Annotated in this window: 22 protein-coding genes and 1 riboswitch; of the genes, 13 read left to right on the forward strand and 9 right to left on the reverse strand. The window is 54.0% G+C overall.

All coding sequences use genetic code 11. From position 1 onward, the window contains the following. Window positions 1–220: 220 nt before the first annotated feature. A complete protein-coding gene (locus tag QN359_RS09350; protein ID WP_322247699.1) occupies window positions 221–1,276 on the forward strand; it encodes an IS110 family transposase in 1,056 nt (351 codons plus the stop codon). A gap of 949 nt (window positions 1,277–2,225) precedes the next feature. On the opposite strand, the gene QN359_RS09355 is transcribed toward QN359_RS09350, so the two are convergent. Further along, window positions 2,226–2,777 carry a translocation/assembly module TamB domain-containing protein gene (locus tag QN359_RS09355; RefSeq protein WP_322247698.1) on the reverse strand — a complete coding sequence of 184 codons (552 nt, stop codon included), beginning with the start codon at window positions 2,775–2,777 and terminating at the stop codon, window positions 2,226–2,228. 707 nt (window positions 2,778–3,484) lie between these two features. Between QN359_RS09355 and QN359_RS09360 the strand changes: the two genes are divergently transcribed. From QN359_RS09360 to QN359_RS09385, 6 genes are all read left to right on the forward strand, one after another. Then, window positions 3,485–3,670: an RRXRR domain-containing protein gene (locus QN359_RS09360; RefSeq protein ID WP_323493570.1), complete on the forward strand. Its 186-nt coding sequence runs from the start codon at window positions 3,485–3,487 to the stop codon at window positions 3,668–3,670. Window positions 3,671–4,040: 370 nt separating this feature from the next. Then, window positions 4,041–4,721: a DUF6624 domain-containing protein gene (locus QN359_RS09365; protein WP_322247696.1), complete on the forward strand. Its 681-nt coding sequence runs from the start codon at window positions 4,041–4,043 to the stop codon at window positions 4,719–4,721. Further along, window positions 4,721–4,984 (forward strand): hypothetical protein, encoded by a 264-nt coding sequence (locus QN359_RS09370; RefSeq protein WP_322247695.1) that lies wholly within the window; start codon window positions 4,721–4,723, stop codon window positions 4,982–4,984. Before QN359_RS09365 ends, QN359_RS09370 begins: the two co-directional genes overlap by 1 nt. A gap of 26 nt (window positions 4,985–5,010) precedes the next feature. Beyond that, window positions 5,011–5,145, forward strand: a complete 135-nt coding sequence (locus QN359_RS09375) for a hypothetical protein (protein ID WP_323493401.1) — start codon at window positions 5,011–5,013, stop codon at window positions 5,143–5,145. 91 nt (window positions 5,146–5,236) lie between these two features. Then, window positions 5,237–5,572 carry a hypothetical protein gene (locus QN359_RS09380; RefSeq protein WP_322247693.1) on the forward strand — a complete coding sequence of 112 codons (336 nt, stop codon included), beginning with the start codon at window positions 5,237–5,239 and terminating at the stop codon, window positions 5,570–5,572. A gap of 307 nt (window positions 5,573–5,879) precedes the next feature. Further along, window positions 5,880–6,680 carry a hypothetical protein gene (locus tag QN359_RS09385; RefSeq protein ID WP_322247692.1) on the forward strand — a complete coding sequence of 267 codons (801 nt, stop codon included), beginning with the start codon at window positions 5,880–5,882 and terminating at the stop codon, window positions 6,678–6,680. Between the two features lie 114 nt (window positions 6,681–6,794). On the opposite strand, the gene QN359_RS09390 is transcribed toward QN359_RS09385, so the two are convergent. From QN359_RS09390 to QN359_RS09415, 6 genes are read right to left on the reverse strand one after another with little or no spacing between them, the layout of a single operon-like run. After that, entirely contained in the window at window positions 6,795–10,904 is a 4,110-nt protein-coding gene (locus QN359_RS09390) for a translocation/assembly module TamB domain-containing protein (RefSeq protein ID WP_322247691.1), read from the reverse strand. A gap of 1 nt (window position 10,905) precedes the next feature. Next, on the reverse strand, window positions 10,906–12,732 hold the full coding sequence (locus QN359_RS09395) for an autotransporter assembly complex protein TamA (RefSeq protein WP_322247690.1): 1,827 nt from the start codon (window positions 12,730–12,732) through the stop codon (window positions 10,906–10,908). Between the two features lie 9 nt (window positions 12,733–12,741). After that, window positions 12,742–13,179 carry a biopolymer transporter ExbD gene (locus tag QN359_RS09400; RefSeq protein ID WP_322247689.1) on the reverse strand — a complete coding sequence of 146 codons (438 nt, stop codon included), beginning with the start codon at window positions 13,177–13,179 and terminating at the stop codon, window positions 12,742–12,744. Window positions 13,180–13,192: 13 nt separating this feature from the next. Then, on the reverse strand, window positions 13,193–13,888 hold the full coding sequence (gene tolQ, locus QN359_RS09405; protein WP_322247688.1) for a protein TolQ: 696 nt from the start codon (window positions 13,886–13,888) through the stop codon (window positions 13,193–13,195). Window positions 13,889–13,936: 48 nt separating this feature from the next. After that, window positions 13,937–14,335 carry a tol-pal system-associated acyl-CoA thioesterase gene (ybgC, locus tag QN359_RS09410; protein ID WP_322247687.1) on the reverse strand — a complete coding sequence of 133 codons (399 nt, stop codon included), beginning with the start codon at window positions 14,333–14,335 and terminating at the stop codon, window positions 13,937–13,939. Window positions 14,336–14,371: 36 nt separating this feature from the next. Beyond that, a complete protein-coding gene (locus tag QN359_RS09415; RefSeq protein ID WP_322247686.1) occupies window positions 14,372–15,127 on the reverse strand; it encodes an SDR family NAD(P)-dependent oxidoreductase in 756 nt (251 codons plus the stop codon). Window positions 15,128–15,308: 181 nt separating this feature from the next. Next, window positions 15,309–15,439: riboswitch (ZMP/ZTP riboswitch) on the forward strand. Between the two features lie 133 nt (window positions 15,440–15,572). On the opposite strand from QN359_RS09415, the gene glyA reads away from it, so the two are divergent. Both glyA and nrdR read left to right on the forward strand, forming a co-directional pair. After that, window positions 15,573–16,823 (forward strand): serine hydroxymethyltransferase, encoded by a 1,251-nt coding sequence (glyA, locus tag QN359_RS09420; RefSeq protein WP_322247685.1) that lies wholly within the window; start codon window positions 15,573–15,575, stop codon window positions 16,821–16,823. A 91-nt stretch (window positions 16,824–16,914) separates the two neighbouring features. Next, the gene (nrdR, locus tag QN359_RS09425) at window positions 16,915–17,391 is read left to right on the forward strand and encodes a transcriptional regulator NrdR (RefSeq protein ID WP_322247684.1); all 477 of its coding nucleotides are present in this window, start codon (window positions 16,915–16,917) and stop codon (window positions 17,389–17,391) included. A 42-nt stretch (window positions 17,392–17,433) separates the two neighbouring features. Here nrdR and QN359_RS09430 read toward each other — a convergent pair whose 3' ends face one another. Continuing rightward, window positions 17,434–18,630, reverse strand: coding sequence for an MFS transporter (locus tag QN359_RS09430; RefSeq protein WP_416200178.1), 1,197 nt, complete (start codon window positions 18,628–18,630; stop codon window positions 17,434–17,436). 114 nt (window positions 18,631–18,744) lie between these two features. Beyond that, complete coding sequence (locus tag QN359_RS09435) at window positions 18,745–20,175, reverse strand: PLP-dependent aminotransferase family protein (RefSeq protein WP_322247682.1); 1,431 nt, start codon at window positions 20,173–20,175, stop codon at window positions 18,745–18,747. A gap of 87 nt (window positions 20,176–20,262) precedes the next feature. Between QN359_RS09435 and QN359_RS09440 the strand changes: the two genes are divergently transcribed. From QN359_RS09440 to QN359_RS09455, 4 genes are all read left to right on the forward strand, one after another. Then, a complete protein-coding gene (locus QN359_RS09440; protein WP_322247681.1) occupies window positions 20,263–21,498 on the forward strand; it encodes a benzoate/H(+) symporter BenE family transporter in 1,236 nt (411 codons plus the stop codon). Between the two features lie 62 nt (window positions 21,499–21,560). After that, window positions 21,561–22,154: a hypothetical protein gene (locus QN359_RS09445; RefSeq protein ID WP_322247680.1), complete on the forward strand. Its 594-nt coding sequence runs from the start codon at window positions 21,561–21,563 to the stop codon at window positions 22,152–22,154. Window positions 22,155–22,293: 139 nt separating this feature from the next. Further along, window positions 22,294–23,400 carry a patatin-like phospholipase family protein gene (locus QN359_RS09450; protein WP_322247679.1) on the forward strand — a complete coding sequence of 369 codons (1,107 nt, stop codon included), beginning with the start codon at window positions 22,294–22,296 and terminating at the stop codon, window positions 23,398–23,400. Between the two features lie 84 nt (window positions 23,401–23,484). Further along, window positions 23,485–24,267 (forward strand): 3-hydroxybutyrate dehydrogenase, encoded by a 783-nt coding sequence (locus QN359_RS09455; RefSeq protein ID WP_322247678.1) that lies wholly within the window; start codon window positions 23,485–23,487, stop codon window positions 24,265–24,267. Window positions 24,268–24,280: the final 13 nt, after the last annotated feature.

Genomic DNA, 24,280 nt, shown 5'->3' on the forward strand with positions numbered 1-24,280 from the left:
GCACGCGCCTTTTATCTCTGTGCTGCTCAGGCGCAGCAGGACGTGTTGATTTAACAGAAAAAAAGTGCCCTTGATCGCCCCTCCCACCCTGAAGGCACTAGCGTGCCACTGGATTCCTGCCTACGCAGGAATGATGGTATGGACTCGCCCCACTTTCTAACGGCATCACGGTGTGCCAAAATGAGATTACTGATTTCATTTAACCTAAAGGAGGCGAGTCATGAAAAATATTACAGTAATTGGGATTGATATTGCAAAAAATGTTTTCCAAATCCACGGGGCAGATAGTCAGGGCAAGAGAATACTGAAAAAGCGGATATCAAGAGAAGGATTTCTGCAGTTTATGATGCAGTTGCCGGCGTGCCTGATTGGAATGGAAGCATGCGGTGGCGCACATTTTTGGGCTAAAGAACTGATCAAGCTGGGGTTTGACGTCAAGCTTATGAGCCCAGAAAAAGTAAAGAAATATGCTGAGCACCAAAAGAATGATGCCAACGATGCCGCTGCTTGTGCCGAAGCCGTCACGAAAGCGAGTATGCGGTTTGTGTCGGTTAAAACCGACGTGCAATTAGCGATTCAAGCCATGCACCGGGTAAGGAGTCTCTACGTCAAGCAACGCACTGCACGCATGAATATGATGCGCGGCGTCTTGGCCGAGAGTGGGATTGTGATGCCCAAAGGTCAGACGCATCTCATGAAAAAGCTTGCAGAGTTACTGGACGATGCGTGCGACCGATTAAGCCTTACTGAAAAGAAATTATTTAGACAACTCAAAGCGGATTTAGAAAAAGAAGAGCAAGAGATTATTTACCATACCTCGCAGCTGGAGAAATTAGCGAAAGAAGATGACGCGTCAAAACGTTTGCAAAGCATCGAAGGAATTGGTCCGCTCACAGCAACGGCGATCGTTGCAAAAATTGGTAATGGGAGCGAGTTTCAAAAAGGTCGTGATTTGTCCGCCTTCTTGGGATTAGTTCCGAAGCAGCATTCCAGCGGTGAAAAGCACATGCTGGGCAGTATTACCAAGCATGGGGATTGCTACATCCGACAGCTGTTGGTTCACGGGGGAAGAGCCTGCGTCCAGGCAGCATCCCGAGTGAATAAGATCACGGGGGAGTTTCACAAGAATGATCCGCATAGCATCTGGATCAGAGAGCTGACAGAGCGGATTGGCGTGAACAAAGCGAGTGTTGCAGTGGCGAATAAGAACGCCCGCATGGTGGTGGCAATTTTAAAGAACAAAACGATGTTTCAGCCAGAACTGGCAGACAGTTAAAATACAGAGCTTGTAGTACAAACTTGTCAGAGTTTGCGTAGTAGGCATTAGTTAATGGGCAAAAGAGCCGAGCTCACTATTGGAGAGGCCGTCAACGTCATCGGTGTTGAAACCGTAGGAATGATGAGGTCACTAATAGTAGCGAATTATCCATTATGGCTCAGGGTACGAATGACTCAGATGATGAACATCTGAGTCCCCTGAAGTCGGATATATGACAGCAACTCAATTCTTTGTTTATTGACGAAATTCTGCTTGCACAAACAGGCGAGTCCATATATGACGAGGCGAGAGCATGGGGGAATGACATGTCGGCCAGTTGGAGTAATGATACCGACTGAAAACCCTTTTGCGACAGCCTCTGAAGGCCGGGGTTTCAAACCCTAGTCAGATTTTTGATGATATAAATTCTTGCCATCTCCGTCAACCTGCGCGCTGCTTCGCTCAATTTTACTTTGCCGTGTGCCATGACTCGCTTAGCACCCGCCAACATGGAACTGACACTATTTAATGGCTTGGAAAAGTTTCAATTATTAAACATGACACGACATTTTCTTTTACATAGCTTGCTGTTTCTTGGACAAACAGAGCCCTGTTCGGCAGAACAAGAACCCGCGACAGGCAGCATCATTTCCATCCGCTCAGAAGACAAAGAGGTGGCAAAAATTCAGCTTCCGATAGGACTGAAAGCGAACTACCAAATTCATGCCAATCACATCGCGAACGATGAGGCCGCGGGTGTGTTGCACGCTGTGGGGAATGTGCAGATTACTTTGAACTTGGCCGGTAGCAGCGCCAGTGAGATCGATTTGATCGGCGATGAACTGGTCTTGACGAAACAAGTTTTGGATGCACACAAGGTGGAAGCCATTCGCAAGCTAGAAGCGATGGGGGAATCCGACCAGCGCTACCGCCAGATCGCGCCAGTCGATGCCAACGCGGCAAGGCTTCAACTGCGATCGATGTGCTCAATATGGAAAAACTGGCGGGAGCCGCGTCCTAGCACCAGCCACGATAATTTTTCCGTATCCGGTACTTCCGGTTCCGAGACCAGATGCACCTTCGGTGCGGCGACCGTGCCGACCACTTCAACCCCGGCTTCAACTGCCACACCCTGACGCAGCGCACGTATATTCAAGCCCGGATTGGTCGGCGCACCTTGGAAATTCAAGATGCCACGCTCGATTGCCAATTGCTGGCCATAGCCTTCATAGACAGCTTTGACGGTGCGTATCGAACCGATCGCCTGCAAGGGGCTGCCGTCGATCGAGCGCAAACGCAGGCTGCCAGCCAAGCCGGTATCGATGCCACGGCCGACGAAGACAAAGCGCCGGCCCATGTCGAAGCTGACATCGAGACGCGTTTTTAAAGTTTTCTTGGCGGCCGCCGCTGCGCTGTTTTTGCGTGCCAGCCGATCGGCGCGACGCGTGACCACGACATCGCTCGATAAGCTCGGCGGCGGTAATTTCGGTAATTTGAAATACGCCCCGTCAGCCGTCACTTTACCGCTCAAGCCCGATAAAGAAGGAAATTGCCAAATAACAAGTCATAAAAAATGGACTTAACAAGAAATCTCTTCATAAATAAAATAAACAGATCGGAAATTTTTCCGATAAATCAACCTAATGGAGTTCAAGTCAATTACCCCGGCCTCAAGAGGCTGTCGCAAAAGCCTGATGGAAGTTTTTTTACACCTGAAACACCGCATACCGCGTCATTCCCGCATGCTTTTGGCGGGAACCTAGTGTCGTTTTCAGCGCTGAAAACAATATAATATCTGGCATTTTCAGTTAACCACGAACGCCGCTGGGTTCCTGCCAAAAGCGCGCAGGAATGACGTGGCCACCAGTTAGGGTAATGATACCGACTCAATACCCTTTTGCGACAGCCTCTCAAGGCCGGAGCTTGAAAAAGCTCGGTTGACCAGACTGAGCGCAAAGCATCGCGCTACGTTGCAACGAAGTACAAGACTCACATTGGAATGCTTCCTCAGTTCCAAGCTCTGCAAGCAGCAGAAGCAGACAAGCATAGGGTAAGCACGAAACGTTCTGCTGCAAGGTTCATCGGAGAGTGCGGGTGAGCATTCCGAACCGAAGCTGCGTTGTGACATTGTCGAGGGGAGCGGCACCGTCAGGTGCCCGTCACCAGGCGCGTAAGCGCATAGGGAAATGCAGATTACATCTGCTATTTCATATTGGAGATACAAAAATGGCTGTATTTGTACTAAGCAGAACACAAGAACCGCTGATGCCATGCAGCGAGAAACGGGCGCGCAAGCTGCTCGCAGCAGGCCGGGCACGCGTGCATCGCCTGTTCCCGTTTGCTATACGCTTGCTTGACCGTACTGTTACTGACAGTGCCTTCCGACAGGAAAGAAAACCGGCCAGTACATAGGCCGCGTAGCAGTTCGCGCAAGTGGCAGTTTCAACATACAAACGCAAGAATCTGTCGTACAAGGCATATCGCATAAGCACTGCAAGATCATTCAGCGTGCAGATGGGTATAGTTATTCACTGGTGGCAAACATGGACGTGACAGGCACGCCACCAAAGCAAGGAACGCTGCGCGTTCCGCGCTCTGCCTCCTCGGCCTGAAGGCCGAGGTTTCACGCGCAAATCTGATGAAAAAAGATATCATCTTCTTCAGCATACTTTTTTTTATATTGATCAAGCAGGCTTGTGCTCAACAACAACCGCTGTCCCGCAGTATTATTGCAGTCCACGCAGGCGGAAACGAAGTAGCCAGAATACAACTGCCTGTAGGGATGCAGGCTGACTATCGAATTCACGCCAATCAAATTGAGAACGACGACGAAAATGGCATTTTACGCGCCAAGGGGAATGTGCAGATCACCTTGATGTCGACCGTCGATGGTGCGGTCAACTTCGATTTCATTGGCAATGAATTGACATTGACAAAAGAAACTCTTGATTCAAAAAAATTGCAAACCATCATGGATCTCGAACGCATGGGTCGATCCGACCAACGCTACCGCAACAAGCCATTTATCGATGCGGCTGCGGCACGCCTACAGGCAACGATCGATGCGAGCAATATGGGGCGACTGGCCGAAATTATCGAGCAGTACGGCTGGCCGGGTGCGCGCTTGGTCGGCATCCAAGCAAGTCAGAATGCTTTTTTGGTCTTGCAACATGCCAATCTTGAAGATCAACAAAAGTATTTACCTCTGCTACGCGATGCGGTCGACAAGAACGATGCCTTGGCAAGTGAGTTAGCCATGTTGGAAGACCGCGTGCGCATCGGTCTGGGTCTCGCTCAGCTTTACGGAACCCAAATCAGCTCAGACGGCACGCTCATGCCTGTCGACGATCATGCACAGGTTGACCGGCGACGCGCTGCACTTGGACTCATTCCCTTAGCCGAGTATTTGAAGTTATCTGGCACACGTATTCTAAAAATGACCGAACCATCGGCGGTACAGTGATGGACAACGCCAGTGCCGGGATAGAAAGCAGAGCAGCGCTCAAGTCGGATTTTGACAAGCAGCAAGCGCTGTTTCTCCATCAAACCATTGCACACTTAAGCACACGACAATATGGCACCGTGCTCTTGACACAGCCGCTGAGCCAGGTCGTGCTGAATGGCTTCTTTGTTTGCATCGCTATTGCAATCATTGCCTTTCTTTTTTATTCAGCACCAGTCGTAAGGCGCAATCCCAAGGCGTACTGCTACCGACTACGGGGGTGATCCGGGTCGTGCCAAGTCAATCCGGCATGATCATTGAGCGACATGTGCAGGAGGGCCAAGCCATACGTGCCGGCGAAGTCATGTTCGTGCTGTCCAGTGAGCGTATCCGTGTTGACAACAGCGGCGCACAACAAGCTATTTCAGACTTGCTGCGACGCTAACGCGATAGCTTCGATACGGAATTGAAGCAGTCTTATCCCAGCGGGCCAGTACGTTGCCGTCGGTGGACCATCAGGAAGTGGCAAGACGACCTTGTTGAAGCTGTTGTTCGGTCTGTTGGAGCCGACGGAAGGGGAAATCTTGGTCGGTGGTATCAAGCTGACCAAGCTTGGTCTCTCCAATTACCGGCGACTACTTGGCACAGTGATGCCAGACGACAGCTTGTTCGCAGGTTCGATCGCGGACAATATCAGTTTTTTCGTTCCATCACCAAGTCAACAGCAAACCCAAGCTGGTGCGCTGCTGGCTGCCGTTCACGACGAAATTACCGCTATGCCGATGGGCATTCAACACCTTGATCGGCGATCTTGGCAGCGCCTTGTCTGGCGGCCAGAGGCAAGGTATTTTGTTGGCACGCGCATTGTATAACAAACCGAAATGACTGGTACTTGATGAGGCGACGAGTCAATTGGATGTACCGAATGAGCGAGCAGTGTACGCAGCCATTCAAAAAATCCCGCTGACACGCATTATCGTCGCGCATCGTCCGGATACCATCGCCATGGCGCAAAGAGTCATCATTTTGCAGCACGGATGCATTACAAAAGACGTTCTGCAAAAACCCTGCTTACAGTAGAACAAAATAATAAACAGGCAATCATTGCGAAATAAATAATTTTTATCCACCATCGTCGCGACTGCATCGCCGATTGGAAAACTCAATGAGGACTTTTTTATGATGTACCGCTTGGTTTCGCAAAAAAATTTTACGGTTGAGCAAACTGACTACATAGAGAAATTAAAGGAATCCATACAATTCATTTCCAATCAATCAGATATGATCGTCGGCATAAAAGATGTGGATTCCAAGCATTTCATTTCCAGCGATTCCTACGCCAATCTCGTTGGTCTCGCCAACGGTGCGGACGTGAAAAACAGGATGGATCACGATATGCCATGCGAAGCTACCGCACGATTTGCCGACAGCTATGTCAAGAGTGACCGACGTCTCCTTCATTACGCCAATATGAACCACAAAATAAGAACATTGGACATTTTTGAACACGTCGACGGCATAAAGGCACTGGTATTTAATAAACACATGATCAAGCATCATCCATCCGAATCAATTTTGGGATTGATGTACGATGCCTATGAAATAGATATAAAGATTATTTATTCACTCATACCGAATTACGCTATCGAATTCGAAAGGGGGTTCTGCATTGAAAATGCAGATGATACCTTCCAGGTCGGCAATGTAAAATTGACAGAATACGAACGTGAAATATGTTTTTTGTTAATAATGAATTGGAATTTCAAGCAAATTGCCTGTTTTATGGATAAACACAGGCCAAAATCAAGTATCAGAACGGCCGATACCATTTACAAATGTAGAAATCGCATATGTGAAAAATTACACATCTCCAATTGCAGCGCATCCCAATTTAAAAACCTTTTGGTTGGTGCAGGTTTACATAAAAAAATGCCCAAGCTATTCTTCCATCGGCTTATCGGGTCGAGGGTGCTGACATAAAATTGTCTCTGTTTACTATCAGTTACGCGCAGGCAAGCATGGACTGAATCTCGGTGGAACCGGCTTGAATTCCTTCCCACACAATGCAACAGCCCCCCCCTCGAACCCACACCCTCAATTAAACGAAAACGTATAATTCACATCGACCGCCGATTCACTGCCGGCGCGACCAACGATGGTGATGCGCCGGGTCAGTTGCCAGCTCAATTTCAAGGCGCCGGTGGCGTCGCCGAGACCGCGCTCGACCGACAGCACCAAGCCGGGCATCAGGCGTTTGCCAACGCTGACGACTTGATCGCTGCTACCGCTGGTGCTGTTACTGTTGGTGGCACCGGCCACGGTTTGTCCCGGCACGCGCGACGACGCGCCGCTGCCGGCGGCACCTATCGAGAACTCATCGAAACCGAGACTCTGCACGATGTCGCGCGGAACATTGCGGCTGCCATCGCCGCCGAAAATCGCGCTGGCGGCCGACATCAGCAAAGAGGCGTCGCCACCGGCGAGTTGGTCGGAGCCGCGTCCTAGCACCAGCCACGATAATTTTTCCGTATCCGGTACTTCCGGTTCCGAGACCAGATGCACCTTCGGTGCGGCGACCGTGCCGACCACCTCAACCCCGGCTTCAACTGCCACACCCTGACGCAGCGCACGTATATTCAAGCCCGGATTGGTCGGCGCACCTTGGAAATTCAAGATGCCACGCTCGATTGCCAATTGCTGGCCATAGCCTTCATAGACACCTTTGACGGTGCGTATCGAACCGATCGCCTGCAAGGGGCTGCCGTCGATCGAGCGCAAACGCAGGCTGCCAGCCAAGCCGGTATCGATGCCACGGCCGACGAAGACAAAGCGCCGGCCCATGTCGAAGCTGACATCGAGACGCGTCTTTAAAGTTTTCTTGGCGGCCGCCGCTGCGCTGTTTTTGCGTGCCAGTTGATCGGCGCGACGCGTGACCACGACATCGCTCGATAAGCTCGGCGGCGGTAATTTCGGTAATTTGAAATACGCCCCGTCAGCCGTCACTTTGCCGCTCAAAACCCATAATTCATTGGTCTCGACGATGCTGCTTTCGCCGCTGACCACCAACCAACGGTCTTTGCGCTGCAATAAAGGAAAATTCTGCCACTGCGCACGAATGGACCCGGTTTCAGCACCGATGTCGATTTCGCCGCTGGCTTTGAATTCACCGCGCTTGCCGAGCAAATCGACATCACGGAACAGCTCGTGATCAGGCAAGGAGTTGATGGTATTGGAGAACTGCAAATTCGTTAAAGTCAAGTGCTGGTCTTCGAGATGCGCGTCGAGACTGCCGTTGGGCAGCAGCAAACCCTCGGCAGCCAGCGCCAGCTCCAGCTCGCGTCCGGCAATTTGCGCCTGATAATGCGGTAGTCCCAGGGTGCCGCTTAAGTTGGCATCGATATTGAGTTTACCCTTCAATGCCAGCCCTGGGTTCAGGGTCGGTCCTACCCATTGTAAATCTGGCAGAGCAGCATGCAGTTTGCCGCTCATAGGGCTGTGCGAAGCGATGCTCCACGCGCCGTTTTGCCGGCTCAATTGCGTTTCGGCATTAAGCTGCCATTGTCCCAAACGCGTGCCGTCGGCCTGGAGGGTCAAGTTAATGCGCTGCGCATCGGTACCGAGCACCAGCCCGCCGCTGCCTAACTCCAATTTTGCCAAAGTCATACCCAAGGGTACTGGCGTACCGGCACCGTCGCCATCATTGATGCGCAGGTCGCCGCTTTGGCGTTGCAGATGGATGGTGGCGCGCGCATTGTCTTTCAATTCCACATCCCAGTCTGCGCGTAGACGTAAATCTCCGGTCAGCATGTCTTGTTGGTGCAACAGATTCCAGATCGGTAAGACCTGTACCTCGCTCATGCTGCCGCGCGTGGCCAGCGTGGTCGGGGTCCAATCGAATTGTTCCAGCGAGAGTTGCGCGAAGTCACTACGCAATTGCAGTTTGCCGAGTTTCAGCGATTGCGCGGCAATTTCCAGGCTCGCCGCTTGCACCAAATGCAAACCGGGCGTGACGCTCAAGTCTAAGCTGTTCAAGTGCCCGCTCCAATGCGGCACAGTGGCAGCAGTCGCAGCGAACCAGCCACCGGCCAGGCTGAGCGTGAATTTTTGCTTCTCTGGCAGGGCGGCATCAAGGCTCAAGGTATGCGCGCTGCGTGTGCCGGCGAGGTGAAGCTGCAGCGTGTCCAGCGCTTCGGTGGGAAACTGTTCGGGCAAGCCGCTCAGGCGCAATTTTTCTGCTTTGACTGTACCATTCAAGGCACCGTTAAGGCCGGGAGCGAGTTGAACATTGGCATCGAAGGCGGCCAAGGCCAGACTTTTTTCTTGGCTTTGCAAATGGATGTCGTGGGCTTGCAGCGTGATATCGGCGGCCGGTGCCGTAGCATCATAGTGCAGCGCGATTTGGGCTTTGAGCGCGCCGCTGAGTTGGATCTGCATGCTCTCTAGCAGGGTTTGTAAGGCGCTCAGTTCGGGCGCATCGACCTCGAGTTTCAAGCTATTGCCGCGCACACCCCAATTACCCTGCGCGTGTACGCTGTTTTTACCCCATTGCACGGCCAATTGGGGCACTTGTAATTGATTCGTTTGCCACAGCAGGCTGGCGCTGGCATCGACGCTTTGGCCGGCAAAATTGCCCTGCAATAAAGGCACGTCTACTTGCGCACGCAATTGTGGCAGTAAGCTTCCGCTACCTGCCAGCTTCGCTTGCAAACGACCGACCGGTACCGTCAACCAACGTGCCGGATCAAAATTGGCCACTACGCCCTGCCATTGAAAGCGCTGTTCGCCACTGAGTGTGAGCGAACCGCTGGCGCTGACACGCGCCTGCTCGGCTTGGAATTCCAAGGCGTCGAGTTTGAGTAATTGCGAGGCGAGCACGTACTCGCCTTGCATCGTTAAGTGTGCGCGCGCTTCGCGCAGCTCGGTTTGCATGGTAATGCGCTGTCCAGCCACCGTCTGCGCCTTGATGCTGCCGTCGATGCGGGTGCGTTGAAACGCCTGATCAATTTGCTGCAGATTAATATCTTGTAATTGTAATTGTCCTTGCACTTTCGGTAAGCCTGGCTCAAGTACCACATCGACAGCGCCTTGCAGTTGGCCTTCACCATAGAAATAGGCTTGCAAATTGCTTAAGTTTAAGGATTTCCCCTGCAGCAATAAATCACTGCTGAGTTCTTTGAGGGGCAAGGCGTGGTCGCTGAGCAAACCCGGTTTGGCATTGGCCAGGTACACGTTGCCGCGCAGACGGTCGCTGGGCGCGCCAGCTTTATCATCGGGATGCACATCGGCGCGTAGACGTAGATCAGCCTGTGGCGCAGTAGCAGCCCAGTGCGCCGGGTTGAGGTGGCGTATATCGAGATGCAACTTGCTCAGCATTTGCGGCGAAAACGGTGCCAACACCAGTCTGGCATCGCCAGCCAGCAATTGCTGTTGGCCTTCGTCTATGCTGGCTTGCAGTCCGACTATCAAGGCGCTCAAGTTGCCGGATAAGTCGGCGTGCACCGTTGCCGGTGGCAGTTGCGTATCTATTTTTCCTTGCAACAATCCGCTGGCACTAAGAGCGAACGGACGGCGACTGGCCAGCGTCGCTGAGTCCAGACGCACACTGCCCCATGGGCTGGTAAAAGCCAAACGGCCACGGTATTGCTGGGCACGATAGCTGAACTGGCCCGTCAGGGCGCTCAGGCTGAGGGTTTCTTGGGATTTTCCGTTCGCTACCAATTGCGCCAGTTGCAATCGCCCCAAGGCCAGTTGATCGAATTCCAGTGTCAGCGGCAGACTCAAGTCCTGTGGCAACACCGATGGACTGGGGTCGGGGGCACTGGCAATGCGCAACGAACTGATATGCAGCTCCTGCACATGCAGGCGACGTTGCCATAAAGCAGGCATATCCCAGCGTAATGCCAAGCCACTGATATCGACATGTAGTGCCGCGAGACGCAAGGAGAGTTCGTCAATTTGCACGCCCTCATCGAGACTGCCAGCGACACCGCTGACGCGTAACTTGCCGCCACTGGCGGCTTGGGCGGCCGCCAATACACTGCGTGTGCCACTGGCGGTGTGCAGCGCCCACCACATACTGCCGACCAGCATCAGCAGCAGCGTGAGCGAGATCAACAGCAGTGTGCGCCAGCGCCGCGAGCGATTTGGAGCGGGGTTGGGGGGAGTAGGAGCGCTGGGTACGCTGACAGCGGCAGATGAAGTCATATTAAAACGCAATCGCAATCGAAAAATCAAGCCGCAGCTTGGCGGTTTGGCGGCCGTAGGCGAGATCGAGTGCGATCGGGCCGGCCGGGGTGCGGTAGCGCCCCCCTACCCCTATGGCTTGGCGCAGGCTGAGCGCGCGCCAACTGTCGGCGGCATCGCCAACATCGACAAAGCTGGCAACACCCCAGCTTTGGTTGAGCCAATGCACATATTCGGCACTGGCGGCGCTCATCACGCGCCCACCTGTGACGGCGACGCCTTGCACGATGCCCAGGCTTTGATATGCATAGCCGCGCACCGAGGTGCTGCCACCGGTACGGAATAAATAGTCTTGCGGAATACCGTGCTCACTATTGGCAAATACTTGGCCGGCCTCGAGGCGAAAAATCAGGTTATCGCTTTTCCCTACCGGTACCCAGCGCTGGTATTTGGCATAGGTGCGCAAGAAGCTTTGGTCGGAAAATACGGCTTTTTCTGATAAGGCCAGATCGAACTGATAAATTTCACCGCGCCGCGGCGCAAAGGTGTCGTCGACATCGCGCCAAGTCCAGCCGGCAGTGAGTACAAATGCTTTGCTGCTGTCTTCGAGCTGGCCTTCCGCCGTGCTTTTTTCACGCAGCAGATTCATCCCCAGCCTTTGCTCGATACGCCCACGCGTGGTGGTGCGTTTCACGCCCAAGGCATTGCGGGTAGTTTGTACCCCAGAAACATTTTCGCGATCGACGATGACGCCGAAGGAATCGACGCGGTTGTCATCGGGCGGCAGATAGATATCGATATAACCGAGTTGGCGCCTTTGCTCTATCCGCACGGCGCTGCGTAAATCCCAAGCTTGTTGCAGGATATTTCTATCCCGGTAAGCGACTTCGCTGCGAAATCCGGTATTGGTGCTGTAACCGAGGCCAAAGCTGAGGTCGCGCGGTTTGCGTTCTTGCAGCGTGACATCAATCGGCACTTCCGCCGCTTGCTCGGGATCGGGATCAATCGCGACTGTGACGGTGGAAAAGTAAGCTGAATTCTGTAGCGCGCGTTGGAAGTCGAGCAAGCGCGAACGAGAATAGCTTTCGCCGCGTTGCGGCGGTCGAAAGCGTTCCAGCAGCGATGCCGGGTAACGCTGTAAACCATTGACGCGCAAAGAGCCGAGCGTAAACGCGGGGCCGCTGTCGACTTCAAGACTGAGGGCGGCGGAATTCTGGTCGGCATCGATCTTGGCGGCGCTGGAAGATATTTTTGCGGCGGCATAGACATCGGCACGCAAACTGTCGGTCAGCTGGTTTTTTGAACTGCTCCAGTCTTCCTCGCGAAAGGGATCGCCGACCGCCAGCGACCAATCCATCAGCAAGCCATGCTGACGCTCCAGCGCCTTTGCCTCGGCCGCATCGATGGCGCTGCGCAGCGGACCGTTAATATTGATGGTGACATTTTCGATCACGGTACGCGGCCCGGCCTTGACCTCGACGGTCAGGTTTGATTCGCTGCTGCCGGCCACTCGTAGCGCGCTGGTGTCGATGGTGATTTGCGGCGAAAAGTAGCCTTCGGTCGCCAAAATGCCGCTGATATCGCTACGTAAGCGGCGCAGCAGCGAGGGCGTCTGGTTTTGCGCTTCAGACGTGGTGGAAAATTCAGGAATGTGTTCACGCAGTAAATCGGCCCAGCTCGAGTCTGGTGCCTGCAAATGAAAACGTCCGTGAGCTGTGGTTTGCGGTAGCGGTGGCGCGGTCAGTGGCGGCGGACTCTCGGTGCTGGCAAGATCTTGCGCCAAAACAACTTCAGAGACTGCACACCACAGAGTGAGCGAGCACAGCGCAGACAGATAAAGCTTAGTCATCTTGTTCGCTTACTTGGTTGCTAAACCGACGCGGTTAATGCCGAGCTTTTTTGCATCAGAAATAATTTGTATGACCTTGTCATACTCTACCGTTTTATCTGCCGACACCAGCACCGCCAACTCCGGTTGATCGGTATGGAATTGGCTTAATTTACTCATCAGCACCGAGCGGTCGGCGGTTTCCTCTTGGGGTATCGCTGCGGTGGTGGCATTGACCTTGCTTTTGATGCCTATACCCCACTTGTCGTCTTTTTGTACCGTGACCTCAATGTACGCGCTCGGTGGCTGGCTTGACTGACCAGCGGTCGGCAAATTGATCACGCTGGGGTTAGTCATCGGTGCGCAGACCATGAAAATGACCAGTAATACCAACATGACGTCGATATACGGCACCACATTGATTTCGGCTTTGAATTTACGTTTACGGTCGCCACGCAGAGAAGTCATTCTTACCCCACCCTCAGCGCGACTGCCGTTGGAGTATGTTGGAGAATTCTTCAATGAAGGTTTCAAAGCGTATCGCCAGACGATCGATGTCATGCGAATAACGGTTGTAAGCCAACACGGCAGGAATGGCGGCAAACAGGCCGATAGCCGTGGCGATCAAGGCTTCAGCAATGCCCGGTGCCACCGCTGCCAGAGTCGCCTGTTGCACATTGGCCAAACCACGGAAAGAATTCATGATGCCCCAGACGGTACCGAACAAGCCGATATACGGGGAAACCGAGCCAACTGAAGCAAGAAACGATAAGTGTGATTCCAAGCTATCCATTTCACGCTGATAGGCAGCACGCATGGCGCGCCGTGCGCCGTCGAGCATGGCACTGGCTTCAAGCGTGCCCTTATTGGCATTTTTGACTTTTTGATATTCGCTCATGCCGGCTTCGAAAATACGTTCCATCGCACCGACCGGCGTTTTGCCGTGACGGCGGTTATTCGTGGCTTCCTGATACAGATCGATCAAATTGCCACCCGACCAAAAACTGCGCTCAAACTGTTCAGTTTGTGCACGTGCCTTTTTGATTGCAAACATCTTACTGAAAATATAAGTCCAGCTGGTCAGCGATACGCCCACCAGCAAGAGCAAGACCAATTGTACGAGAAGGGAAGCATTGCCGATCAGGCTGATGAAGGAAAGATCTTGGGTTGCGGTCATAGGGGGGTGAGATAAAGACAAAAAGAGTTGAGGTGACGGCAGGCCGGTTCAGAGTGAAATTTTTTCCAACACGGACACCGGTATCGCCGCCGGTCGCAAACTGTGCGCATCGACACACGCGACCATGATGGTGCCGCTGGCCAAGAGGCGCTCGGCGCACCAAACTTGCTGGAAAAATTCCAAGGAGGCGCGCCCGAGTTTCTTCAACTCAACGCTGACGCGCAAGGCGTCATCGAGCCTGGCTGGTGCATGATACGCGACTGCGCAATCTTTGACGACAAACATTCGGCCTTCGTCGCTCAGCAATTGCTGCTGATTCACCCCGGTTGCACGTAAGCATTCTGTGCGTGCCCGCTCGAAAAATTTAAGGTAGTTGGCATAGTAAACGATGCCCCCTACATCAGTATCTTCGTAATACACCCGCAGTTGCCAGTCAAATTTGCGCATAGTCTGATTTCATTTTGTAAAGCTGTCGCGCTGCGCTCAGGGCGCGGTGCGGCGTTGAACATTCAAAGGCCCGTAGCCCTGACATGTCGGCATCATCTCAATATAGTTGATATTCACGTGTGCCGGCAATGTGGCGATCCAAAAAGCTGTTTCGGCGATATCGATGGCGGTCAGCGGGACCGTTCCTTGGTACACTTTGGCCGCGGCATCGTCATTGCCACGAAAGCGGACATTCGAAAATTCCGTACCACCGCATAGGCCAGGTGCAATATTCGTGGTGCGCACACCAGTGCCGGCCATATCGGCGCGTAAATTTTTAGTGAATTGATCGACAAAAGCTTTGGTAGCACCGTAAACATTGCCGCCAGGATAAGCCGTCGAACCGGCGATGGAGCCGATATTGATGATCATGCCATGGTCGCGCGCCACCATGTCGGGCAAGACGGCGCGGGTGACCGTGACCAAACCTTTGACATTGGTGTCGATCATGGTATCCCACTCATCTTGCGAAGCCAGATGCGCCGGCTCAGTACCGAGTGCCAATCCGGCATTGTTGATGAGTACGTCGATCTCACGCCAAGCAGCGGGCAAGCCGGCCAACATGGCCTGAATCGAGGTTTTTTGCGTCACATCCATTTCGACCGGCAACAAATTCTCGCCTAATTCGCTGTGTAAGGCAGATAAACGATCAGCTCTACGCGCCGCAGCAATCACCTGATGACCCTCACGGACAAATTTACGTGCCATTTCTTCGCCAAAACCTGAGCTGGCACCGGTAATTAATACGATCATGTTCATCATTCCTTTTAATTGGACGTACATTGAGATGCGGATATGGAGCTATTCTAAGGGATTTTCAATAGTCGGTTGCCGACGCGACTGATTTCTGCGCCGCACACATGAGCAAAAGCAAGAAAAAATCAGGCGCAGCGCTTGCCGATTGCGCGGGTATCACGTAAAATTCTTGCACCATTTCGTCTCACGTGACTGGCGAAAACACGGTGCTTGGCTGGTCTGGGCCACCGTTAAAGATGGAGATCCATCGGGAAGCGTGAGATTTCGGAATCAGTTCCTCGATTCCAGCCGTGCGCCTGGGTAGCCTGATGGTAATGAGGCTGCTTGTCTTCGTTCGCGTCCAAGACGCCTCGCCGAAGACCTCCGACACAGGTATCAAATAAAATTTTGTATGCCCTTGGTGTCGCTTGTTCAATCAATCAACAGATAAATCAGGAAAACCATGTTTGCTAAAAATCATACCCTCGCCGCCATCGATCCGGAAATTTTTGCCACCATTCAATTGGAAAACCAGCGTCAAGAAGAGCATATCGAACTGATCGCTTCGGAAAACTACACCTCGCCAGCCGTCATGGAAGCGCAAGGTTCGCAATTGACCAACAAATACGCCGAAGGTTACCCAGGCAAGCGTTACTACGGCGGTTGTGAGCATGTCGACGTGGTTGAACAATTGGCAATCGATCGCGTGAAGCAATTGTTCGGCGCTAATTTTGCCAATGTACAAGCAAATTCCGGCTCACAAGCCAACCAAGGCGTGTTTTTTGCGCTGCTGAGCCCGGGCGACACCATCATGGGCATGAGTTTGGCCGAAGGTGGTCATCTGACCCACGGCATGCCACTCAATATGTCGGGCAAATGGTTCAATGTGGTTTCGTATGGCCTCAATGCAGCGGAAGACATCGACTACGATGCGATGGAAAAATTGGCACGCGAAAGCAAGCCAAAACTGATCATCGCCGGCGCCTCGGCCTTCGCCTTGCGTATCGATTTCGAACGTTTCAGCAAAATTGCCAAAGAGGTCGGTGCCTATTTCATGGTCGACATGGCCCACTATGCGGGTTTGATCGCCGCCGGCGTCTACCCTAACCCAGTGCCGTTTGCCGATGTGGTTACATCGACCACGCACAAGAGTTTGCGCGGCCCACGCGGCGGTATTATCTTGTCGAACGATGAAGCGATTGCCAAAAAAATCAATTCAGCAATTTTTCCCGGCATTCAAGGTGGGCCGCTCATGCATGTGATCGCCGGTAAAGCCGTTGCCTTCAAAGAAGCGCTGACCCCGGAATTCAAGGCTTACCAAGAACAAGTAGTCAAAAACGCTGCAGCTCTGGCGCAAACACTGACCGAACGCGGTTTGCGCATCGTTTCCGGCCGCACCGAATCGCATGTCATGCTGGTGGACTTGCGTCCTAAGGGTTTGACCGGTAAAGAAGCCGAAGCCATCCTCGGTTCGGCCCACATGACTTGCAACAAAAACGGTATTCCTAACGATCCGCAAAAACCCATGGTCACTTCCGGCATCCGCCTCGGCAGCCCGGCCTTCACGACCCGCGGTTTCAAAGAAGCCGAAGCAATCAAAGTCGGTCATCTGATCGCCGATGTGCTCGATAAGCCGCATGATGCCGCCAATATCGAACGCGTCAAAGTCGAAGTGAAGAAACTTACCTCTGCTTTCCCGGTCTACGCCAAGTAAGTCCCGAACTTGCATACAGATAACGCCACTCTTCAGAGTGGCGTTTTTGCAAGATCCGCTAATTCACCGAACTAAACTTGGGCCGCGCTGCATGAAATGTCCCTATTGCCATCACGATGATACTCAGGTCATCGATACCCGCGTCTCGGAAGAAGGGAACGTGATGCGCCGTCGTCGGCGCTGCGCCCACTGCGACAAACGCTTCACCACCTATGAACGGATAGAATTGATGATGCCGGTCATCGTCAAGAAAAATGGTAGCCGCACCGAATATGAATCGCAAAAATTGCGTGCCAGTTTGATGTTGGCACTACGCAAGCGACCGGTTTCGGCCGAAGCAGTCGATCATGCGATTCAGCATATCGAAGAAAAATTGCTTGCCACTGGCGAGCGCGAAGTGCTGTCGGTACAGGTCGGTGAGTTGGTGATGCGCGAACTCAAACGCCTCGATAAAATCGCCTATATCCGTTTTGCTTCGGTGTACAAAAGCTTTGAAGATATTTCTGAATTTGCCGAAGCGATACAGGAAGTCGATCTCGACAACAAAAGCACCGGCAAAACCAAGTAAGCGTGGGCCGAGTGAACAAGCGCGGAGTTAATCCGCGCCGCCTTATTCGCTTAAGCAATATAGCAAAGCCAGCAACGGCAGTGCCGCGCCAAACCACGCCGCACCGGCCCAGCCGCCAACCGCATAAGCCCAGGCACCGAGTGCAGAACCGAGTGCCCCGCCGCAGAAAAACGTCGCCATATAGATGCCGTTGAGGCGTGAGCGATACGCTGCACCGAGCGCAAAAATCGCCCGCTGACCCAAGGTCAGGTTGGCGGCCACGCCGAAATCGAGCAAAATCGCGACCACCACCAGCCAGCCCAGCGCCGGTGTGGTGCCGGCTGCGACCAGTAAACTGAGCAAGAAAGCCAGCACGGCCAACACCAATGCGGCCAGCGTAGCCGGCCGCGTCAAGCCGCGATCAGCCAAGCGTCCGGCAATCGGGGCGGCAATCGCACCGGCCACGCCAGCCAAGGCAAACCAGGCGATGCCGGCTTGCGAGAGATGATAGACCGGGCCAGCTAACAACAAGGGCACGGTGGTCCAGAACACGCTGAAGGCGGCAAACAAAGCGGCTTGATACAGGGCACGGCGACGCAAAATCGGCGTGCTGCGGGTCAGGTGCCACATCGATGCCAACAGAGCGCTGTAACGCAAATTTGTGTTCGGCACGCGAGGCGGTAAGATGCGTGAGAGCACTAACGCCAAGACCACCATGATCGCAATCGAGATGTGAAATACCCGCTGCCACGAAGAATATTCGGTAATGAAACTGGCGACTGGGCGTGCCAACATGATGCCCAGCATCAAACCGCTCATGACATTCCCGACCACGCGACCGCGGCTTTCTTCCGGTGCCATATGCGCCGCCAGCGGCACGAGTATCTGTACCGCCACCGACCCGATGCCTATGCAAAAGGCCGCGGTCAAAAATACTCCTGGCGTGGTGGCAAAGGCGGCGGCGATCAAGGCGACAATGCCGATCAGCATGGTGATGAGAATTAAACGACGATTTTCAAACAAATCGCCGAGTGGCACGATTAACAGCAAACCGACGCCATAGCCGATCTGAGTTAAGGTGACGATCAGCCCGGCAGCATGCCGATCGAGGCCGAGGGCGACGCTGATCGGGCCGACCAGCGGTTGAGCGTAATATAAATTGGCGACGATGAGGCCGCAGGCCAGCGCGATGAGCATGGTCATCGCGCTGCTGATCGTTGGGGCGGGCACGGGCGCGCCTGTACTTACTTGCATGCTCATTCTCATTTCACAAAAGCACAGCACTAGACGGAAGAAATCTGCCGAGCAGCAACTATACGAATCCCGATTGTAGAGGAAAAACCAAAATCCTTCCGATCAGCCGAAACGCCGTGCTCAAACGAACTGCTGCGCCAGCTCCCCCAGACGGACAATACCGCGCTCCAGCTCCGCACTCCAGGGCCGGGCAATATTAAGCCGCAGGCAATGCGCGTATTTGCTGGTATGCGAAAACACGATGCCGGGCGTGAAGGCAATGCCCTCCGCGACCGCGCGTCGCAACAAGGCCAGGCAATCTATCGTCGGCGGCAATTCCAGCCACAACCACCAGCCGCCGGCCGTGCTGACGAGCGTGCTGCCGCGCGGAAAACTATGTGCCACCACGGTTACGGCGCGCGCAATATTGGCAGCTAAACGCTCGCGCAATTTGCGTAAATGGCTATACAAGGCCCCCGACTGTAAAAATTCTGCCAGCACGACCTGCTCAAACCAAGGTGTGACCAGCGAGTGACTCAATTTCAAACTGACGATACGACTATGGTGACGCCCGCCGGCAACCCAGCCCAGCCTATACGCCGGTGCCACGCTTTTACTACAGGAACCACAGTAAATCACGCGGCCCTGCCTATCCCAAGCCTTCAATGGTGTCGGCCGTTCCTGGTGCGGCGTGATATCGCCGAACACATCATCTTCGATCACACTGATGTCATATTGCTCGGCCAAGCGCAGCAAACGTTTCTTGTTTTTATCGCTCATCGCAGAACCGAGCGGATTTTGAAAGGCCGGCATGACCACCATGGCACGCACGCCCTCATGATGCTCGAGCGCATATTCGAGTGCTTCCAAGCTCAGCCCGCCGGCGACGGTGCACGGTATTTCCAGCGCACGCAAGCCGAGGTTTTCCAACATCTGCAACAAGCCGAAATACACCGGCGACTCGACGATAACGGTCTCACCAGCTTGTGCCACGGCGCGCAATGCCACACTCAAGGCTTCCGTGCTGCCGTTGGTGATCAACAGCTCGGCCGGCTGCAAATCGACCCCGCAGTCGCCCAAGTGCTTGAGCAAAACCTGCTTCAAAGCGGGCCAGCCGGTGCCGGTCGGGTATTGCCCCAAGCGCGTAGGATGACGTTGCAACTGACGACGCGCGATCTCGGCCAAGGCGGCACAGGGGTACCAGTCCGGTGCCGCGCTGGCCAGATGCAAAGCCAGTGGCAAATCCTGTTCGGTCAGCGAGTAAAGTTCGGTCAGGCGATGTTGCAGCGATACCAGCTTGTCATACGCCACCGGTGCGCGTGCGACCACCGCCGTCACTGGCAGGCGCAGGTCGACACGCCCACGATCAGCCACATACATGCCCGATTTGGCGCGCGCCTCGACCACCCCGCGGGTCTCCAGATAACGATAACAGCGCAAGGCAGTAGAAATACTGACCGAGTGCTGCTCTGATACGCTGCGCAACGACGGCAGACGCGCGCCGGGGCGATAGTGGCCACGCTCAATTTCAGCGCTGATCCGCTCGGCTAATTGTCGATAACTGTACTGCATCACAGATCCTTTTTTTTACATCTGTATAGCATAAGCGAGTCTTTCACTGTGCGCAAACGCTGCCTGCATGCACTTTATACTTTGGGCATGAAAACACTTGCCCCTTTGCGCACTTCGAGCGCCCCCAGCCGTCGCCTGCAAAGCAGCGACTTATTCGCCCCCTTACTGGCCGGCTTCATCGCCGTCTTGGTGTCGTATGCCGGTCCCATGTTATTGATGTTACAGGCCGGTGCCGCCGCCCAACTCTCGGCCACAGCCATCAATTCCTGGATTTGGGCCGTCTCCATCGGTTCCGGCATCGGCTGCATCTGGCTCAGTTGGCGTTACCGCTGCCCCGTGATTTGCGCCTGGAATACACCTGGTGCCGCCTTGCTGGTCACTGCGCTGGCCAGCGTTTCGTATGGCGAAGCGATCGGCGCTTACATGCTGGCAGCGGCCGGCATGATGTTCATAGGCATGAGCGGTTTGTTTGAAAAAATCATGCTGTTGCTGCCCAAGAGCCTATGTGCCGCCATGCTGGCTGGCATCTTATTCCGCTTCGGTACCGATATTTTCGGCAATCTGCACGGCCAAGGCGAGCCTGCCGCCTGGCTGACGGCGGCGATGTTCGTGGCCTACCTGCTGGCCAAACGCTACTCGGCGCGCTACGCGATTCTCATCACCTTGGTAGTTGGCGTGGCCTTGTATTGGCTGAGTGAGAATGGCGACAGCAGCACCAGCTTGGCCCATGTGCAAGGTGGGCTGAGCATGCCGCTTTGGACCACCCCGGTTTTTTCCCTCAAAGCCATGCTTAGCCTCGGTCTGCCACTGCTGCTACTGGGCCTTTCCGGCCAGCAAATGCCCGGCATCGCCGTCTTGCGTGCCGCTGGCTACGAACAAGTTCCACTAAGCCCTCTGGTCAGCAGCACCGGCTTGCTAAGTCTCTTGTTGGCACCCTTCGGTAGCCATGGCATCAATCTGGCCGCGATTACCGCCGCCATCTGTACCGGCCCCGAAGCCCATGCGCAAGTGGAAAAACGCTGGCTGGCCGGCATCGCTTGCGGTCTGCTGTACTTGTTAATAGGCAGTTTTTCCGGCAGTCTGACCGCCCTATTCTGGCGTTTGCCACATGCCTTGGTGAGCACGGTCGCCGGACTGGCCTTGCTCGGTGCGATACAGAGCGGTTTGGTCAATGCCTTGGCCAACGTGGAAGAACGGGAAGCAGCGCTGATCACATTTATCGTCACAGCCTCAAATTTGACCCTGTTCGGACTCGGTTCCGCCTGTTGGGGCATCGCCATCGGTTGCTTGAGTCACTACCTGCTGCGCAGAATTAGTAAATAAACCTCAACTCTGGCCGTATGCTGCCGATAACAGAACATCCTCACCCTCCAAGCGCAGCTATCATGGCTATCAATTTGCCTTTGCCGCTCACCCCTGTTGTCGCCGTCAATGCCAGCGCGCAGACTACGGCTGAACTGAGTGTGGCGGCCGTAGCGCTGGCAGCGGAACCGATCAAGGCTGCGACGCCCACGCCAACAGCGATGCTTAGCAGCACCAGCAGCACCAACAGCGTCAGCAGCAACGCTGCCGCCAGCGTGGTGGTCCTGTCGAGCCAAGCGGCGCAACTGGCCGCCACCACAGCGCCGGCGAGTACAACAGTAGCGCTGTCAAATAGTGCTGCGATGCAAATCATCAGCACTCTGGAACAAGCCGCCACTGAGGCAACGCAACATACCGTTTTGCCGATTGCAATCATGGCATTAGATCAACAACCACCGGTACACGCCGCCGATCCCGCCGTCGCGGCGGCCATTGCGGCGTACCAACTTGGTGAGGGATTGATCGCGACCCCAGCGACCAAGCAAGCACCCGGCCTGAAGAGCAAGCGCATCAAAGAAGTGGATGCGAGCAGCGCGGAAGAAGCGATACACGAAGATGATATCGAGCAACAGACTGAGCACAGCTTGGCCTCGTTCTGGCATCGCTTGCATCGATAAGCTTCCCTGTAAGCTATTTTGCAAAAAGAATACAAGTCCTGTCACATCACAGCGTGCTCATTACCTTATTCTTAATATTCCGCTATCATCTGAGGCAGCGGAGAAAATATGCCGCGTTGCAAACAGCGAAAGGGTTTTCATGCCACAGCAAAGTACCGTCTTTATTCTGCAAGGCGGGGGTGCCTTAGGCGCTTACCAAGCCGGCGTTTATCAGCGCTTGCACGAAGCCAAAATGCCTTTGGACTGGGTGATCGGCACCTCGATCGGTGCCATCAACGGCGCATTAATTGCAGGTAATCCACCCGAACAACGCGTGAGCCGCTTGCGTGATTTTTGGGATAGTCTGGCACCCGACGCCACCCACCGCGCCAGTTTCTGGCCGACGATGGCACCTTGGATCAATATCAACAATACCGTCAACACCATCGGGACCTTGGTCAATGGCGTCGACGGTTTTTTCAAGCCACGTCCTGGTGCGGCCTGGGACATCCACGCCAAAGTTGCGCTGAACCAAACAGCGTTCTACGATACCTCGCCATTGAAAACGACCTTGGAAAAATACGTCGACTTCGATTACCTCAACAGTGGAGCGATACGCTTATCCGTGTGCGCAGTCGATCTCGATAATGGCCAAAGTGCCATTTTCGACAATACCAAGCAAGTACTCTTGCCAGAACACATCATGGCCAGCGGTGCCTTGCCACCCGGCTTTCCGGCAGTGGAAATCGATGGACGCGCTTACTGGGACGGGGGTGTTTACTCCAATTCCCCACTGGAAGTGTTCTTGGCCGAACACAGCCGCAAAGATGCGCTATGCTTCATGGTCGACTTATGGGACCCGACCGAAACCCGGCCGGAATCGATCGCCGAAGCGATGGCACGGTATAAAAACATACAATATGCAAGCCGCTCGAAAGAACAATTATTGGCACAGCAAAGAATTCAAGATTTGCAACGTGCCATTCGTGCCTTGGCCGAGCAATTGCCCGCCAACGTGAAACAACAAAAACACTTGCAAGCGCTCATAGCCATGGGCTGTGAGCACACGATCAATGTCGTCAACCTGATCATGAAAGCCCTGCCCGATGACCATTATTTCAAAGATGTCGATTTCAGCAGCAATACCGTGCAAGCGCGTTGGGCTGCCGGCGAACACGATTGTCAACGGGCGCTCGCACATCAGGCCTGGCTGCAACCACTGCCGCCACATGCCGGACTGATCATTCACGAATTGCCGCAGGAATAAAACAGCCCGTTATAATGAACTGATCGCTGTTGCGAGTACACCAACACAGACATGTTTTCAATTGAACCATCAATAAGGAATCCCATGCTACTCAAAGATAAAGTTGCACTGATCACTGGCGCCGCCAGTGGTATCGGCAAAGAAATCGCCTTGGAATATGCGCGCAATGGTGCCAAAATTGTCATCGCCGACATGGCACTCGAAGCCGCCCGCGCCACCGCCACCGAAATCGAACAAGCCGGTGGCACCGCCATGGCCGTGGCCATGAATGTAACCGATGAAAACCAAGTCGACCAAGGCGTCACGGCCGCCGTCGCCGCCTATGGTGGCATCGATATTTTGATCAGCAATGCAGGCATACAAATCATCAGCCCTATCGTTGATCTGAGCTTGGAAAACTGGAAAAAAATGCAGGCCATCCATCTTGATGGCGCCTTCCTCACCACCCGCGCGTGTATGCGCGCCATGATCGCTGCCGGCAAAGGTGGCAGCATCATTTATATGGGTTCGGTACACTCACATGAGGCTTCGCCATTCAAGGCACCGTATGTTGCCGCCAAACATGGTTTGCTAGGCTTGGCCAAAGTAGTCGCCAAAGAAGGTGCCAAAGATGGCATTCGTTCCAACGTGATTTGCCCAGGCTTCGTGCGTACGCCCTTGGTGGATAAACAAATTCCGGAACAAGCCAAAGAATTCGGTATCAGCGAAGCCGAAGTGATTAAAAACATCATGCTCAAAGACACCGTCGACGGCGAATTCACCACCGTCCAAGACGTCGCCCAGACCGCCGTGTTCCTGGCGGCCTTCGGCAGCACGGCGCTGACTGGTCAATCGATCACGGTCAGTCATGGTTGGCACATGCAGTGATATCTTCCCCATC

Origin of the sequence: Undibacterium sp. 5I2 (assembly GCF_035019605.1) — a bacterium.
GTDB lineage: Bacteria > Pseudomonadota > Gammaproteobacteria > Burkholderiales > Burkholderiaceae_D > Undibacterium.

Bases quoted from the DNA above. Each gene is read 5' to 3' on its own strand.
- QN359_RS09350 (WP_322247699.1), top strand. From the start codon at position 221: ATGAAAAATATTACAGTAATTGGGATTGATATTGCAAAAAATGTTTTC.
- QN359_RS09360 (WP_323493570.1), top strand. From the start codon at position 3,485: ATGGCTGTATTTGTACTAAGCAGAACACAAGAACCGCTGATGCCATGC.
- QN359_RS09365 (WP_322247696.1), top strand. From the start codon at position 4,041: ATGCAGGCTGACTATCGAATTCACGCCAATCAAATTGAGAACGACGAC.
- QN359_RS09370 (WP_322247695.1), top strand. From the start codon at position 4,721: ATGGACAACGCCAGTGCCGGGATAGAAAGCAGAGCAGCGCTCAAGTCG.
- QN359_RS09375 (WP_323493401.1), top strand. From the start codon at position 5,011: ATGATCATTGAGCGACATGTGCAGGAGGGCCAAGCCATACGTGCCGGC.
- QN359_RS09385 (WP_322247692.1), top strand. From the start codon at position 5,880: ATGATGTACCGCTTGGTTTCGCAAAAAAATTTTACGGTTGAGCAAACT.
- QN359_RS09390 (WP_322247691.1), bottom strand. From the start codon at position 10,904: ATGACTTCATCTGCCGCTGTCAGCGTACCCAGCGCTCCTACTCCCCCC.
- QN359_RS09395 (WP_322247690.1), bottom strand. From the start codon at position 12,732: ATGACTAAGCTTTATCTGTCTGCGCTGTGCTCGCTCACTCTGTGGTGT.
- QN359_RS09400 (WP_322247689.1), bottom strand. From the start codon at position 13,179: ATGACTTCTCTGCGTGGCGACCGTAAACGTAAATTCAAAGCCGAAATC.
- tolQ (WP_322247688.1), bottom strand. From the start codon at position 13,888: ATGACCGCAACCCAAGATCTTTCCTTCATCAGCCTGATCGGCAATGCT.
- ybgC (WP_322247687.1), bottom strand. From the start codon at position 14,335: ATGCGCAAATTTGACTGGCAACTGCGGGTGTATTACGAAGATACTGAT.
- QN359_RS09415 (WP_322247686.1), bottom strand. From the start codon at position 15,127: ATGATCGTATTAATTACCGGTGCCAGCTCAGGTTTTGGCGAAGAAATG.
- glyA (WP_322247685.1), top strand. From the start codon at position 15,573: ATGTTTGCTAAAAATCATACCCTCGCCGCCATCGATCCGGAAATTTTT.
- nrdR (WP_322247684.1), top strand. From the start codon at position 16,915: ATGAAATGTCCCTATTGCCATCACGATGATACTCAGGTCATCGATACC.
- QN359_RS09430 (WP_416200178.1), bottom strand. From the start codon at position 18,630: ATGAGCATGCAAGTAAGTACAGGCGCGCCCGTGCCCGCCCCAACGATC.
- QN359_RS09435 (WP_322247682.1), bottom strand. From the start codon at position 20,175: ATGCAGTACAGTTATCGACAATTAGCCGAGCGGATCAGCGCTGAAATT.
- QN359_RS09440 (WP_322247681.1), top strand. From the start codon at position 20,263: ATGAAAACACTTGCCCCTTTGCGCACTTCGAGCGCCCCCAGCCGTCGC.
- QN359_RS09445 (WP_322247680.1), top strand. From the start codon at position 21,561: ATGGCTATCAATTTGCCTTTGCCGCTCACCCCTGTTGTCGCCGTCAAT.
- QN359_RS09450 (WP_322247679.1), top strand. From the start codon at position 22,294: ATGCCACAGCAAAGTACCGTCTTTATTCTGCAAGGCGGGGGTGCCTTA.
- QN359_RS09455 (WP_322247678.1), top strand. From the start codon at position 23,485: ATGCTACTCAAAGATAAAGTTGCACTGATCACTGGCGCCGCCAGTGGT.